Here is a 14,250-nt window from a genome sequence, read left to right as displayed (position 1 = left end):
GATGACATCGGCGATTACTGGACATCAGCGCCTACAATCGTGGCATGATCGGCCACCGGACGCCCTATGTCCCCGGGCTGGACCTTTCTGGCCTTGGCGGAGCCGGAGACCGACGAACTATTGATTTCTGTGGTCCGCCACTGTCCGTCAACGATCGCGCATCTAGCATAGAAATAGGTCTTTTCCTCCGCTCTTGTTCGCCACCGTCTATTCCCGTCCGCCTCAAGCCGTGCTATTTTTGGGGACTAGATTGGGGACCGGATAGGGGAGGGGCGGATGACAGGTAAGCTCACTGCGCGCAGGGTGACGACTGCGAAGGCGGGCAAATACGCTGACGGCGGCAACCTCTACCTGGTCGTCTCACAATCAGGTTCGCGGAAATGGGTTTTGCGCTTCACTTGGCGCGGCAGGGCCAAGGAAATGGGCCTTGGCAGCGCCGTCAGTGTCTCCCTAGCTGATGCCCGGGAGAAGGCCGCCAGCGCGCGTCGGAAGATAGCCCAAGGCCTGAACCCTATTGACGACCGGAAACGCACCGGTGGCGTCCCCACATTCGCCGAAATGGCTGATCAGGTGCGTGAGGCTCTCTCGGCTGGTTTCCGCAACGAGAAGCACAAGGCGCAGTGGAAATCGACGCTGGAGACCTACGGCGCCCCCATGCGCGCCAAGCCGGTGGATACCGTCACAACCGACGATGTGTTGGCCATCCTAAAGCCGATCTGGATCATAAAGGCCGAAACGGCCTCGCGGTTACGGGGGCGGATCGAAAAAGTCTTGGACGCCGCCAAAGCCAAAGGTTACCGGGACGGCGAGAACCCGGCGCGCTGGCGCGGCCACCTTGACCACTTGTTACCCCGGCCATCGAAGCTGTCACGCGGGCATCACCCCGCAATGCCCTACGACGAGGTAGCAGGGTTTGTAGCGGACCTTGGCGGGCGCGAGGCTCTCGCCGCGGTGGCGCTGGAACTGTGCATCCTCACCGCCGCGCGCTCCGGCGAGATCCTCGGCATGCGCTGGGGTGAAATCGACCTCGGCAAGAAAATCTGGAGGGTGCCTGCCCATCGGATGAAGGCGGGCCGCGAGCATCGGGTCCCCCTGTCTCAACGCGCCACCGACATCCTTGCCAGACTAGGCGAGGCCCGTTCGGGCGACTTCGTATTTCCCGGCCAGCGCCGCGACAAACCGCTGTCGAACATGGCGATGGAAATGATGCTCCGCCGCATGAAAATTGAGAACGCGACGGTCCACGGCTTCCGCTCCAGTTTCCGCGACTGGGCCGGGAACGAAACCAGCTATCCACGCGAATTGATAGAAACCGCTCTCGCGCATGTCATTGGCGACAAGGCCGAGCAGGCCTATCGCCGCAGCGACGCGCTGGAGAAGCGCCGCCAACTGATGGAGGCATGGGCGTCCTATTGCGCGGCGGACCCGACCCCCAAGGTCGTGCCGTTCAGGGGCAAGGCGTAGGCCGTGGCGGTCAAGTGCAAGGCCAAGCGCAAGGTTGTGACGGTCAAGCGCAGGGCCAAGCGCAAAGCCGAGGGGGACCGCCCGAACCCAGCAGAGGCGCTCGTGTGGCTTCGCGCCATAGCCGAGCACATCAAGGAAACCTATAAGTCATACGGGGCGCATGAGCCGCCAGCACCGGTTGCCGGTGATGACGTGAAGTCTTACGCCGCCGCGCACGGGCGGCGCGACCAGTGGCTTGCCGATAGGCGGCGTCTCTGGTGGTTTTTTCGTGCGGTGAAGGTCTACGGCTTGGAGAAAAACAAGGAAAGCCTTGAGCAGCTACTCGGCCTAACGCCCGGACGCGGCCGCCCCGTGGTTCAAGACCGGCGCGACGAAATCCTACAAAAGCTGCTCGATATAGTTCTGCTGCTTGAGCCCAGAGGTCCGACACGCAAGGCCCAGCAAGGCCAACCGGCGCGCCCGGGGTGGAAAACAATAAGCGCGATTTGCGGCATGACAGTTCCGGCAGCCAAGAATCTGTACCAGCGCGAGCTGTCAAATTTCAATGAAGCCTTGGCGAAAGGAATCGTCGCGCGCCTGAAGCAAAAGCCGCCGCCGATAGGGGAGGCGAAAGCTCGCTCCGCAGCCCTTGGGAAAGAAATTGCCGCGCGCAATCGCCGCGCGGAGCCATCGGCTCACTAAATCCGGCAAATAGCGAGCTACCGGTTTTCTCGACAGCATAACCCGAATTGGGATTTTCTTCTCCGCGTCCGACGCAAATTGCGTGGACGCAATTGGAGGATTTCTCGATGCACAATGCCGCTGTTGAAAAACTGGGGCTGACGATTGCCGAAGCCGCCTTTGCTGCCGGTATTGGCCGCAGCCGCTTGTATGAAGCAATCGCGGACGGGCAACTCACCGCCCGGAAGTTTGGGGGGCGGACCGTCATCTTGCGCAGCGATCTGAACAGTTTTTTAGACGCACTGCCCGCCATGAATGGCGAGGCTGCTACGGGCAAGGCCGCGCAAACCTGAATCGCAAGCAAAAGGGCGACCCCGCAACGGGCCGCCCTTTCAATTTCCGTTCCCAGCACCGCCAAGCACTGGAGTTCACGCGTGTTGTATAATCATCGAGCCGGCCCTCCGCAACAACTCCGCCACCGTTGTCGCAATTTCCGCTGTGGCGGTCTTTTGAAGAATCCCACCAACGATCGCAGGGCCGCGTTTTGCTGTGAGCCTTGCGAGCGCGCTCACTTCGCTAGCCGCTGCATCGTTTGCGAAGCGGCCATCGCAAAGGCGTCTCGCCGGAGGGCGGTTTGCTGGCGCTCAAAGTGCCGCCACGCGCTGCAACGCCACCCGGGGAAGTACCGGCTTCGTGTGGGTCAGAACGCGGCAAAAACAGTCTCCGCTACCCCCACAGCGGGGTTGGGTCACAACGCACAAGAAAAATCAGCAAAATCAACGCTAAAAACCGGCACCAAATCCGGTCGAGCCTTTCGCATTATCGCCGGTCCCGCGGCCGATCCGATCAACTTTAAAAACTGGCCCGATCTGCCAAAGTCCCACCGGGTGCTGATTAGGCGCACCACGCCGCCCATCAACGTCATCGGCGGTTACCGATTCCCGGGAGCGCCGGAAGCCGATTTGTCGAGCACCCACGCCGATCGGGTGCTGGCATGAGCGCCGCCGGAACCCGCCAGGGCGTCCCTGCGATCGACTTCCAACAGCTCTCCGCCGTGACCACAACGTCGCAGCAGCCAACCGGGCGATCGCCGACATGCGACGCGAGAAACCCCTGTGCCTGCAATACCAGGCGGGCCGCCGGCTCTGGCGCCTCAGCGGTGGCAAGGCCGTTCCCAGCGCCGTCACCACCTCATCACCAGCAATGTATCCGAGTCCCGGTCGACGACGCGTTGTTCGCCGAAATGCCGGGCCAAAGTTGGAGGTTGAAATGAGCGAGCAGTCTAACGAAAAGCTAAAACTTGAACTGGTTGACCCGACGCTATCCGCAGACGACGAGGCGGCGCTCGACCAGGATGAACTGGAGTACCGCAGTCTGCGCCGCGACCTTCCCGGCGTATCTGGAGCGTCGGCGCAAGGCATCGTCGCGATCGCGGTAAGCAGGATGCCGACGAAGAACGAGTTCTTTCGGACCCACGCGACGTTCCGCCCGACCGTTAAGCTCGTCAACGTCGAGGTCGGCATGGAGCAACACTACTTCGCCGTCACCCCGGATATGGAGCAACCGCTTCACGGTATCGGTATCGGCTGTGCGGAACATACTCTCTATCTGACCATGTCGCCGCGCGGCAGCTATCACGTCATCCCGATCAACTGCGAGACCGAGAATGAATACACAAGGACGAAAGAGATCGGGTTGCTCGACGGTGTGCAGCGGTGGGTGCGGCTCTACTCCGACAGGGACAACAAAATGTACAAGGTGTTCCCTGCGCCGGCGGGTCGCTTCGACGACCCAGTATGGCCGCCACTGAGCGAGGCCAAGATCTTCCGACTCTGCTTCCGCGACAAGGGTCGGATGCTCGACAGCCTCGAGCATGTGCTGTTCAAGAAATGGGCGGCCCGTGACCGGTAGCACGGCATGGTTCGACCGGCCGGAGTTCGCCGGTTTCGAGGAAATATGGTTCGTTGATTTCGAATTTATTTCCCGGCCCGGCGAGCACCCGGACGTGCTCTGCTTGTGCGCGTATGAACTGCGCGCCGGGCGGCGCATCCAGCTCTGGGAGGATCAACTCGGACCCGCGCCACCCCACCGCACGGACGACCGCGCACTGTTCGTCTGCTTTGCCGCGACCGCCGAATGCGGCTGTCATCTTGCACGCGGCTGGCCTCTGCCGAGCAAGGTGCTCGATCTCTCCCCGATGTTTCGCTGCTACATCAACGGGCGCGTGCCGTCGCCCGAAGGCAAGGGGCTGGTTGGAGCCTTGCGCCATTTTGGTCTCGACACTGCCGGCGAGAAGTACAAGGAGGCGATGCGCACACGCATCCTGCAAGGTCGCCCTTACAGTGCGGAGGAGATCGCGCAGATCCTCGAATACTGCACGAGCGACGTTGTAGGATTACCTGCGCTGTTGGAGCGGCTGCTGCCACACGTCGACCTGGACATCGCATTGCACTGGGGCGAGTTCGTCGCGGTGTCGGCGGCGATGGAGCACCGCGGCGTTCCGATCGATATGGAAATCGTCCGCCAGCTTCAGGACAAAGACGCGTGGGCCAATGTGCGCGACGCCATCGTGCCCCGGATCAACCCGCAATATGGTGTCTATGTGCAGGACGCCGCCGGGAATTGGAGTTTCAGTACTGCGTTGTTCGAAGCGTACTGCGTCCGCGCCGGCATCTCATGGCCCCGCCATGAAGGCTCCAATAAACTCGACCTTCGCAGCAAGACCTTCGACAGCATGGCCAAGGCCTATCCGGAGACCGAGCCGCTGCGCCAGCTGCGCCACGCCCGCAACAAGATGCGGCGGGTCAAGCTGGCGATCGGAGCCGATGGGCGCAATCGAACGGTGCTCTGGCCGTTCGTCTCCAAGACCGGGCGCTCGCAGCCGAAAGCCTCCGAATGGATTTTTAGCCCCGCGGTGTTCTTGAGGTCCCTCATCAAGCCAAGACCTGGGCGGGCGATCGCCTACATCGACTGGTCGGCGATGGAATTCCAGATCGCGGCGGCGCTGTCCGGCTGCATGCCGATGCTCGATCTGTATGCCAGCGGCAGCCCTTACATCGAGTTTGCGAAACGGTTCGACGAAGCGCCGCCAGGATCGACCAAGAAATCCCATCCGCACATTCACGAGCGTTACAAGGTCGGCTGTCTCGGCGCGCAGTACAGCATGCAGCACGTGACCTTGGCGCAGCGGCTGGGCGTCTCGACGTTCGCTGCGCACGAGATGCTGAACCAACACCGAGGGCTGTTCTCGAAATATTGGACGTGGGTGGAGGACTGGATCGCGCACGCGCTCAACACCGGCACGATGCATACGCCGCTCGGCTGGGCGTGCCGTACCGGCATCACCGAATTCAACGCGCGCTCGATCGGCAATTTCATAGTGCAGGCAACGGGAGCCGACATCTTGCGGGTCGCCTGCATCGAGGGCCACCGCCGCGGCCTGCAACTGTGCGGTTCGGTGCACGACGCGGTGCTGATCGAAAGCTCGCTGGAGCGGATCGACGCCGACGTGGCTTTGATGCGCGAGATCATGCGCCGCGCCTCGCGCGTGGTGCTCGGCGACTCCGAATTGAGAACGGGCGTCGACATCGTCCGCTATCCGGACAGCTATTCCGACGCCCGGGGCGTCAAGATGTGGAACGAAGTCTTGGAACTGCTGGAGCTGTACCGGCGCCTGAAAGCGGAGGGCGGCCGTGTCGCAGCAACCGCCTGAGAAGCCCGCCCGTAACCTGGACGAATGGGATGCCGAGATCGAAGCGGAGTTCCGGCGTGTAGTCAGGGCCACGAAAAGGGCCAGCGCGCCAAACGCGTCGAGGCGGATGGGCTGGCTGCGGAAGTACACCCTGGTGCCGAGGGAATGGGAACAGCGGCTGTTGAATGCGAAACGGATCAGCACCTACCGCCTGGCGCACGAGATCCTGTATCTGCATTGGTATGGTAAGGGAAAGCCGGTCACCGTGTCTGGTAAGGTGGCGAGGGCAGTGAAAATTTCTGCTCGATCAAAATGGGACGCCCTTGCCGAATTGGAACGGGTGGGGCTGATCGTGGTGGACCGCAAGCCGCGTAGGTCGCCACGGGTCACCCCGCTCCACACTCAGGCACCGAAATCATGGGCGTGATCGCGCACAGTCACATGGGCGCGGTCGCGCCCAAGATTCCCGGCAACATGCGCGCGATCGCGCCCAAGGGGTCCCTATTATCTATTCTTGTTCTCTCAATTGAGTTCTTAGAATCTGTGGGAGCAGCAGGTGAGCAACGATCACTGAAATCACTGATGTCATTGACCTTGGCGGTCGTCTCGCGCGCGCGGTATCTGTCGTGAGCGCCCTGCGCCAAAGCGACCTCTTGGCAGGTCACAAACTGATACCCTTATCCGGCGCGCAACTCGTAAACACGGATGAAAAACTCGCCATCATGGGAACACCTGGTGATATTCCCCCAACGGCGCCGTTCTCCGAAAATCAGTACCTCGCGATGCGAGCGCGAACGTCGCGACGGCCGCTGTGATGCTGAAACCCAAGCCTCGGCCTCCCGCTGCGAAACCGCCGCTCTTCCCTCAACCAACCCCCGAGCATTTGTAAAACTGACCAAGCTCGGGAGAAGTGGCCTCTAGCCCTTCGGTTTGTTCCATCAATCATGCCTGTCGGAACCAAAGGGAGATCGCAATGGCGCGAGTTCTCTTGGTTATTGATGACGGCATAACCGCCATCGGCGTCGGGGTCGGGAGCTTCTGGGATAGACAATTCCGCGGGTACATCCGCCACGCCGAAAATACGCTTTCAGAAAATAACGATCTGCTGTATTAACCGGAGTAGAAGGAGCGGATGGGCGCCTCCAATCCCGCCTTCTTGCGCCTGTTTCCTGAAGGCAAGAGCAACCGTTCCGAAGAATGTGCACGGCTCAGGAGACGGCACATGGCGCGAGTGGTATCTCAATCCTCTGGTGACAACGTTAAGCCGCGGAATGAGCCTCCGAGCGGCTCGTCCCTAATTGTTACAGGCCGAGTTTTCCGGGACACCGGCGGCGACATCGGTGGACTGCTGGTCGAAGCAGTCGATGTCCGTAGCCGTGGCGGGATCGTCCGGCTTGCCTCGGCCGCCATCGAGACAGGCAAGTTCTCTATGGCAATCCCTGTCAAAGGTCAGCGTCCCGAAAACCGGATCAACCTTCAGCTGCGATTGTTCGCGCCCGATCGGCCGGGCGTCGATCGCAAGCGGCGACTGCTTTTCGAATCCGAGATTCGCGAGGGCGCCGCGGCGCGCGAGCACTTCGAGATCGAGCTTCCCCAACTTTCGATCGAGCGCGCTGGCCTAGCCCGCGGCGTCCCTCCGCCGCGTACGCCGCCAGCGGATGCCGCGGCCGCGAGGGCGCGGCGTGCCGAGCTTCGCAAGGTCGAGGAGAAGGCGTTCTCCGAGGCGCTGGGCGAGGTGAAGGAACGGCGCGATCTATTCCGGCAAAAGGTTCGCGACCTGCTCGCCGACTCCATCTCGACAGTGACGCCCGAAGACCGCCAGCGCAGCCGGTTCGTCCCGATGCCGGCCGACATTCGCAAGGTCGGAGAGCAGGCGCTAAAGAAGGATTTCAAGACCCTGACCGGAACGCGCGATCCAGACACGGAGGAGGAAGGCGGCAAGATCGAGCGGACGGGTCGCCTCCGCCTGACCAAGGCCCAGCTCGAGAGGCTGCCGGGCGGCGGCACCGCCCCGTTGGAGATCACGGAAGAGAAGCTCGAGAAGATCCTAGGCACCACGCTCGACAAGCCGGCCCAAGTCTTCCGCTTTGCCCCCGCCGACGATCCCTGCCGGCCGCGCACCGACGCCGAAGCCTGTCTCGACGGCGACGAGGATCATCATCACGAACCAACCGAACCGTTGGAGCCGGGCGTGATCACCCGCGAAGGCGAAGCGCCCGTCTATGTCAGCAAAAAGGCGATCAACGAGCTGATGGAGCGTCAGGCCTCTCCCGAGGACCTGCTAGTCTTTGGCCCGAAGAAGGAAGGGCGCGACCAGCTGCTCGAGCCCAGCCTCAATGCCGACGGCGTCTCGAACGCGATCGCCAAGGTCACCTTCGCTCCCGGCCCGGCCGACGTGCCAGCCCTTCATTTCTTCAACGACCTCCAGATTGCGTTTGAGCCGATCTGGCAGGAGGCGCTCGACGACCGATTCCTGAACGACGTCGAGGCCGCCTACGACAAGTTCGTCGAGCGCGGCGGCGCGCCGGCTGTGAAGAGGGTCAAGGATTTCCTTGGCGGCGGGGTGTTTAACACCAATTTCTTCCTCAACGAGCTGCTCGATATCGGCACTTCGGCCGACACCGCTTATGAAGGCGTCGCCAGCACTCTGATCATCACCCGCGAGGAGTGGAACGCGCTGCCGACGCTGGCGCGCAACCAACTTTCGCAGATCGCGACCCAGATCGCCAACATCCGCCAGGTCTTGCTCGACAAGATCGACGAAGACGAGACATCGCTGTTCGACCTGCTGGCCGCAGCAGGCACCACCCGCGCCCTGATCCAAGCCGGCCTTGGGCCGCTGCTGACCAAGAGCGCGATCCAGCTGCGAACCAAGCTACGGCTGCTCAAGTCCGATGCCGACGGGATCGTTGCGCTAGCGCGCCGCCTCGTGCTGGAAAACGAAGCGACCCGTCCGTTCCGTCCGACCCACACCATCATCGAGGACCTGAAGCGGCAGCACAGCCGCGCCTATCCGTTCCGCCACTTCGCCGCGAGCCCGCAGTATCGCAGCGTCAATTTCGGCCTACTCGTCACCTACAAGCAGATCTGGACTTTGAAGGCTTACCAGGTCGGCGAGCTGGTCAGCACCGTTCCGCTCGCTCCGAAGGAGGTCCGCAAATATAACCGCCGCACGCTGCGCAGGACCAAGCGCGCCGTTCAGGAAGTCGAGTCGCGCTACGAGCGGCGAACCGGCGAGTCCGAGGACCGTGCGCGGATAGAGTCCGAGATCATTCACCGTGCGACATCAAAGACCAATTTCTCCATGAGCTCGACCGGCACCGTCAGTTATGGTGCGGGCGGGAGCGGCGGCGGTGGCGGCGAACAGGGTGGCGGTGGAGGCATGGGCGTCTCCGGCTCGAATACCACCACCTTCACTCGCGACGTCGAGAAGCATTCCGACTCCGTCAAGAAAGAGTTCAACGAGGCGGTCCGCAAGGCGAGCGAGGAGGTGAAAAACGAGCGCAAGGTCGAAATTTCGACCGAAGAAACCTTCGAGGAGGAGGTCACCCAGTCGGGCGAAATCATGAACCCCAATGACGAGATTCCCTGCACTTTCCTCTTCTACGAGCTGCAGCGGCGGATCGGCATCGAGGAGAAGATCCATGCCCTCCAGTCGGTCATTTTCGTCGCCCAGGAAGTTCCGGCGCCAAGCGAGCTCACCCATACCTGGCTGATACGCCACGACTGGATTCTTAGCCGCGTGCTGCTCGACCCGTCCTTTGCGCCGGCGCTCGGCTATGTTTCGACGAGCCTGATCAGCGACGATGTCGCGCTCCGGGAGATGCGCGAGGGCCTGTTCCGCCAGCGCAAACTGGTCGAGGATCTGAAGCAGGACCTCGCCGATCGCCGCGCACTAGCCGGGCTGCGTTACGGCGCGCTCCAGAAGCAGATCGAGAAGACTGCCGAGTCCGCCGAGGGCGGCGGTGGGCTGTTTGGCGACATACTCGGGGGGATCGGCGATATCGCCGGCGGCATTCCGATCGTCGGCGGCATTGTCGAGGGTGCGATCGATATGGTCACCGGCGAGGGTGAGCCGAGCCAGGCCGACCAGCTGCGCGAAGGCGCGGCCCGCGACGCTTATGAGCGCGAACAGCGCGAGGAGCAGGACCTCGCCTCACGGCTGATGAGCGCGATCTCGACTTTGGAGTCGATGCAGCGCGATTATACGGAGCGCCTGTCCCGCCACCTCTCGCAGCTCGGCCAGGTCCACCGGCTTCTCGACCATATCTGGCAGAACATCCTTTACTACATGCAGGCGGTTTGGGCCCATGAGCCGGACGACCAGCGCTTCCTGCGCCTCAAGGACGTGCCGGTCCCCGTTTTCACCAAGGACAAGTCGCGGACGATCAAAATCAATCCCGCGGTTTTCGCGGCAGCCACTGACGTAGCCGCAATCGACACTAAATGGGTCCACGCGACTAGCGGCCTTGGTATCAAGCAGCCACCACTGAGCGAGGCGGACAAGATCAAGACGGTGCCCTTGTCGCGCGTCGCGAACATCTACAAGCCGGTCGGTGTCGTCGCGAACTATCTCGTCTTGCCCATGTATGAGGCGAACCCGATCACTGAGTTCATGATGGAGCCTTACGTCACTCTCGCCGAGGGTGAATATGGCCTCTCCGACCCTGACCCGATCGGCAATATGACCCTCGACGAGTTCGCCGACTATGTCTGTTGCCTCCGCGAGCATTACCAGAAAAACAACCGAACCGACGAGTTCGAGAAGCTCCAGCCCGAACTCCGTGCTGTGTTGAAGAAGCTGCTGCAGCGCTCGCACCGGGACGAGGACATTGTCATACCTTGTGAGGACGGCCTGTACATCGAGGCACTCCCGGGCGCGCATTCGGTTATGGAGCAGTTCAAGCACCTGCATCGGATCATCGACGTCAAGAGCGCGCAGGCCCGGCTTCGCGAGATCGAGCTCGACAACATTCGCCAGGCCGAGCGCATCCTGCAAAACGAGCTCGAGGATCCGGACATCGAAAGCAAGTACGTGTTCGAGGGTGGTGGAAGCATCGTTGGACCCCACCCCTAGGCCCCGCGCCGGCTGGTTATTCAAGGTGGCGGCATGAGCGACCCGAGGCAAATTGCCCGCGAGCTGGCACTATGGAAGGACGTCCTAGCTGACATCCGCAAGAGGGTAGCGGACCACAAGGCGCTGCTGATGTGGCGCAGGAACGGTCCGACCCTCTGGAGAAACCAACGGGCTCGCCTAACAAAACCGATCTACGACGCGCTCGAGCGAGTCACGAGCCTAACCATCAAGCTAGCAGTGCCGGAAACGACCGTGCTGTTCTCCGCGAGGTACGAGGGAATCGTGCTCCCAGACGGAACTCTCGTTCCTCCCAAGAAGGCCCGCACGTGGGATAACCTTCAGATAAACAACGAACGAAGTTCGATACCATTCGAGTTGAAGAGCCACGGTGCGATCAAGGACAGCGTCACCGGGGGGCTCGAGGGAGACCTAGAGGCCACTTTCAAGGAGAAGACTGCGGTGCGCGGCCAACTCGCGACCGACCAGGCCATAATCGACGAGGCCAGGCGGCTAGGGGGCTCGATCCGGGTGGCTGGCTACGACGCCGTGACTGGACGAGAGGTCGTGCACGACCTGCCGCCCCAGGGCATGCACTCGACCAGGGTGCCTACCTACCACCAGGTTCCAGACAAGTTACTTACCAACGTTTCCCGGGTCCCCGAGCCCACGCCCGGAGCAGCCCGCGCGCTCGGGGGACAGATCACGGCCGCTAACCGGGGTATTCCCGCCGGCTCGCAGATGGTCGACGCGCGCACCGAGGGGATCGCGGCGCGCGCCGGAGTAACCGGACCCAGCCCGGTCGCCGGCCAAGCGACGGCCGCGGCAGAACCAGGCGTCTTGGCGGCCGAGGCAAAGGTACCGAACTTGAGGCGCCTAGGTGCCGGAGCACTTGATGTGGGCGCCGAGCAAGCTTCGAAACTAGCGCTCAAGGGCTTTCGCGGAATCCGTTCGGTCGGCTCGTTCGCGTTCCGCATGGTGATTCCGCCGCTCACACCAGGGGCCATCATCATTGAGATTATCATCTTTGCGCTGACGGAAATCGTTACTGCCTATTTCGAGAAAGTGGAAAGGGAGAATTTCCAGAAGCAACTCAACAGGTTGCCTGCGATGGTCGAGCAGAAGGTCAAGGAGCAAAGGCAACAGGCCGCCGCTAAGTTGATCGAGTTCGTAGACAGTGGCGGCCCCGGCTTCGTCTACGCGAGAATCACCGCCACGGTCACGCGCTACTTGAAACAGGAAATGATGGTGTTGCCAGGCGGCGAGAAATGGGACGTCAGCATCGATAGCTTGGACTGGGACCAGTGGTCGTCGAGCGCGCGGTCCCTGAAGCCGGTGGAGACTGAGAAGTACGAGTACAATCCCCACCATGTTCCAGTCCGGGACCTGGTGACCGCAGTGGTCGTCATCGCCTTGCCGACGCGGGAATATCGGAAGGCGACGAAAATCGTGTTTACTGTGTCCGAGCCGATTTTCACGCCGTTTGACTGGCTCCTCGGCGCGCTCCAGTGGCTCCAGGAAACACTCCTGGTGGTCTACGAGGGACAGACGGGCGTAGTTGGCGGCATCGGCCCCGTGAAAGCCAAAACCGACAAAAAGTTCCTCGAGCGGTACTACGAGGTCCGCGACTGGCTGACCAAGCTTGGCAACCTCCTTGAGAAGCACCAAGCCGCTGAGACACTCGTCGGCACGGAGCAAGCCGGTCCGCTGCGCCGCGCGATGATCATGGAGGCAAGTCGCGTGATGAAGTTCCTGGCGCCTAAGCTCAAGGCACTGGTCCCCTCCGATCCCAAGAAGGATTATTACCCGATGTTCGAGACAACCCAGCTGGCCTCGCAGATCCAGGCCTTCATCGAGCGCTGCAAGCGGAGCGAGCACGACGGTTACTACCCCAAGCGGGAGCAGCCGACCAAGGGCAAGATAACCACGTCGGAGTTCTGGTCACGGAGCGGCTGGAAGCAACCGCCGCTGCCGTGACGGCTCGACCCTCGGCGACCGGAGCCATGAACGCGCGTCGCGGGCGGAGTGAGCGAGTGCCCCGCGGGTGCAGGCCATATTGGCATCCATCGTCCTGCAAGACAGGCTCGATCAGGAGCGTGGCAAGCGGCTCAGGCCGGTGCCGCTCGACAAGAGCTCCATGATCGCGTGACAACCGACGACCGATAAACCTCCGACGTATTGAGGTACCAACAAGTGATCACTCAAACATCGGTCACGGAGCCTGGCGAAACGCGCGGCATATTTCTAAATAGGGGCTCATCGGCTCGATTGAGGATCCATCCGTTCGCATTGTAATACGTGACCGTGCCGCTGCTGTCGCTCGTGCTGCCGTAGTACTGGCGCACATGCGCCGACACCTTGCTCATCAGGACGGCGAGCGTCAGCAGTGCCAGGAGGATCATCTTGGTCTTGGTCACTAGGGCGTGGGCTCATTAACACGCAGCCATAGCCGTATTGATGCCAACTGGATGAAGGCGAGGTAGTTGGCCGCAAGCTTTACGTAGCGAGTAGCGATGCGCCGACACTGTTTGATCTTGTTGAAGAACCGCTCGACCAAGTTGCGGGCACGATAGAGGTACGGGCTGAAGCAGATCGGGTCGTTGCGATTGCTTCTTGGCGGGATGTTTGCCCAAGCGCCCCTGTCGGCGGCAAGGGCTCTGATCCAGTCGGCGTCATAACCCCGGTCGGCCAACAGCATTGTTCCCGACTTCAAGCGAGACAGAAGCTCGCCCGCGAGCCGATTGTCGTGCGCCTCGCCGGCCGTCAGGGCGAGCCGGACCGGCATTCCATTCATATCGACCAGCGCGTGGATCTTACTGGTCAACCCCCCCGTGATCGGCCCATGGACTGTCTTCTGTTCCGAGTGACGCAGGCGCCGTGCTGATGCACGCGGACAATAGACGTGTCGATCATCTGCACGGCGGCGTCATGAGCGCCAGCCAGTGCGTTGATAATCCGGCTCCAGACGCCAGCACGCCGCCAACGAACGAAGCGGTTGTAGCAAGTAGTGTAAGGGCCGAACGGATTCGGTAGGTCGCGCCACGGTGCCCCAGATCGCAAGACCCAAAAGATGCCGTTGAGCACACGACGGTCGTTCACCCGGGAATGCCGCGCGGCTTGTTCGGCAGCATCGGCTTGATGGCAGTCCATTCGCGGTCGGTGAGTTCGTAGCGCATGATTCGAGGCTCCGGTTTGCAAGCTTGAATCACGCGCCGGGCGACGCCATCAACCCGCTATGACCGTCGAGGCAGATGCTGGTACCCTGTTTTACTTCCGCTTTCGGGGCATAGCCGACATGGCAGGACATGCTGCTAGGCTTGTCTCGGTCGAAAATGACCCGGAACGCATCATGGCCCAATTG

12 protein-coding genes and 1 pseudogene are annotated in these 14,250 nt (G+C 61.8%); 11 read left to right on the top strand and 2 right to left on the bottom strand.

Annotation, left to right across the window (positions count from 1 at the left end):
* Nucleotides 1–276: 276 nt before the first annotated feature.
* The 11 genes from AC0QUY_RS01745 to AC0QUY_RS01695 all read left to right on the top strand — a co-directional run bounded on the left by AC0QUY_RS01745 (nt 277) and on the right by AC0QUY_RS01695 (nt 12,866).
* Nucleotides 277–1,464: a tyrosine-type recombinase/integrase gene (locus AC0QUY_RS01745; RefSeq protein WP_475385490.1), complete on the top strand. Its 1,188-nt coding sequence runs from the start codon at nt 277–279 to the stop codon at nt 1,462–1,464.
* 3 nt (nt 1,465–1,467) lie between these two features.
* Entirely contained in the window at nt 1,468–2,145 is a 678-nt protein-coding gene (locus tag AC0QUY_RS01740) for a hypothetical protein (RefSeq protein WP_475385489.1), read from the top strand.
* A gap of 107 nt (nt 2,146–2,252) precedes the next feature.
* The gene (locus AC0QUY_RS01735) at nt 2,253–2,477 is read left to right on the top strand and encodes a helix-turn-helix domain-containing protein (RefSeq protein WP_475385488.1); all 225 of its coding nucleotides are present in this window, start codon (nt 2,253–2,255) and stop codon (nt 2,475–2,477) included.
* 342 nt (nt 2,478–2,819) lie between these two features.
* Entirely contained in the window at nt 2,820–3,122 is a 303-nt protein-coding gene (locus AC0QUY_RS01730) for a hypothetical protein (RefSeq protein WP_475385487.1), read from the top strand.
* A 271-nt stretch (nt 3,123–3,393) separates the two neighbouring features.
* Entirely contained in the window at nt 3,394–4,035 is a 642-nt protein-coding gene (locus AC0QUY_RS01725; RefSeq protein ID WP_475385486.1) for a hypothetical protein, read from the top strand.
* On the top strand, nt 4,025–5,836 hold the full coding sequence (locus AC0QUY_RS01720) for a DNA polymerase (RefSeq protein ID WP_475385485.1): 1,812 nt from the start codon (nt 4,025–4,027) through the stop codon (nt 5,834–5,836). Before AC0QUY_RS01725 ends, AC0QUY_RS01720 begins: the two co-directional genes overlap by 11 nt.
* Nucleotides 5,817–6,242 (top strand): hypothetical protein, encoded by a 426-nt coding sequence (locus tag AC0QUY_RS01715; protein WP_475385484.1) that lies wholly within the window; start codon nt 5,817–5,819, stop codon nt 6,240–6,242. The genes AC0QUY_RS01720 and AC0QUY_RS01715 overlap by 20 nt, the downstream gene beginning before the upstream one ends.
* A complete protein-coding gene (locus AC0QUY_RS01710; RefSeq protein ID WP_475385483.1) occupies nt 6,233–6,445 on the top strand; it encodes a hypothetical protein in 213 nt (70 codons plus the stop codon). The genes AC0QUY_RS01715 and AC0QUY_RS01710 overlap by 10 nt, the downstream gene beginning before the upstream one ends.
* 343 nt (nt 6,446–6,788) lie before the next feature.
* Nucleotides 6,789–6,929, top strand: coding sequence for a hypothetical protein (locus AC0QUY_RS01705; protein WP_475385482.1), 141 nt, complete (start codon nt 6,789–6,791; stop codon nt 6,927–6,929).
* A 315-nt stretch (nt 6,930–7,244) separates the two neighbouring features.
* Nucleotides 7,245–10,892: a hypothetical protein gene (locus AC0QUY_RS01700; protein WP_475385481.1), complete on the top strand. Its 3,648-nt coding sequence runs from the start codon at nt 7,245–7,247 to the stop codon at nt 10,890–10,892.
* 33 nt (nt 10,893–10,925) lie between these two features.
* Nucleotides 10,926–12,866, top strand: coding sequence for a hypothetical protein (locus tag AC0QUY_RS01695; RefSeq protein ID WP_475385480.1), 1,941 nt, complete (start codon nt 10,926–10,928; stop codon nt 12,864–12,866).
* Between the two features lie 224 nt (nt 12,867–13,090).
* Here the strand turns inward: AC0QUY_RS01695 and AC0QUY_RS01690 are convergent, their stop codons facing one another.
* Together AC0QUY_RS01690 and AC0QUY_RS01685 are read right to left on the bottom strand one after the other, a co-directional pair.
* Nucleotides 13,091–13,306 carry a hypothetical protein gene (locus AC0QUY_RS01690; RefSeq protein ID WP_475385479.1) on the bottom strand — a complete coding sequence of 72 codons (216 nt, stop codon included), beginning with the start codon at nt 13,304–13,306 and terminating at the stop codon, nt 13,091–13,093.
* Nucleotides 13,306–14,039, bottom strand: a pseudogene (locus AC0QUY_RS01685) (IS5 family transposase). The gene AC0QUY_RS01690 and the pseudogene AC0QUY_RS01685 overlap by 1 nt, the downstream one beginning before the upstream one ends.
* Nucleotides 14,040–14,250: the final 211 nt, after the last annotated feature.

It is taken from the genome of Bradyrhizobium sp. WYCCWR15520 (assembly GCF_056174665.1).
This window is presented reverse-complemented; position numbering and strand designations above follow the sequence as displayed.

Excerpts from the sequence above, each read along its gene's own strand:
- AC0QUY_RS01745 (WP_475385490.1), top strand. The coding sequence starts at position 277 with ATGACAGGTAAGCTCACTGCGCGCAGGGTGACGACTGCGAAGGCGGGC.
- AC0QUY_RS01735 (WP_475385488.1), top strand. The coding sequence starts at position 2,253 with ATGCACAATGCCGCTGTTGAAAAACTGGGGCTGACGATTGCCGAAGCC.
- AC0QUY_RS01725 (WP_475385486.1), top strand. The coding sequence starts at position 3,394 with ATGAGCGAGCAGTCTAACGAAAAGCTAAAACTTGAACTGGTTGACCCG.
- AC0QUY_RS01710 (WP_475385483.1), top strand. The coding sequence starts at position 6,233 with ATGGGCGTGATCGCGCACAGTCACATGGGCGCGGTCGCGCCCAAGATT.
- AC0QUY_RS01705 (WP_475385482.1), top strand. The coding sequence starts at position 6,789 with ATGGCGCGAGTTCTCTTGGTTATTGATGACGGCATAACCGCCATCGGC.
- AC0QUY_RS01700 (WP_475385481.1), top strand. The coding sequence starts at position 7,245 with ATGGCAATCCCTGTCAAAGGTCAGCGTCCCGAAAACCGGATCAACCTT.
- AC0QUY_RS01695 (WP_475385480.1), top strand. The coding sequence starts at position 10,926 with ATGAGCGACCCGAGGCAAATTGCCCGCGAGCTGGCACTATGGAAGGAC.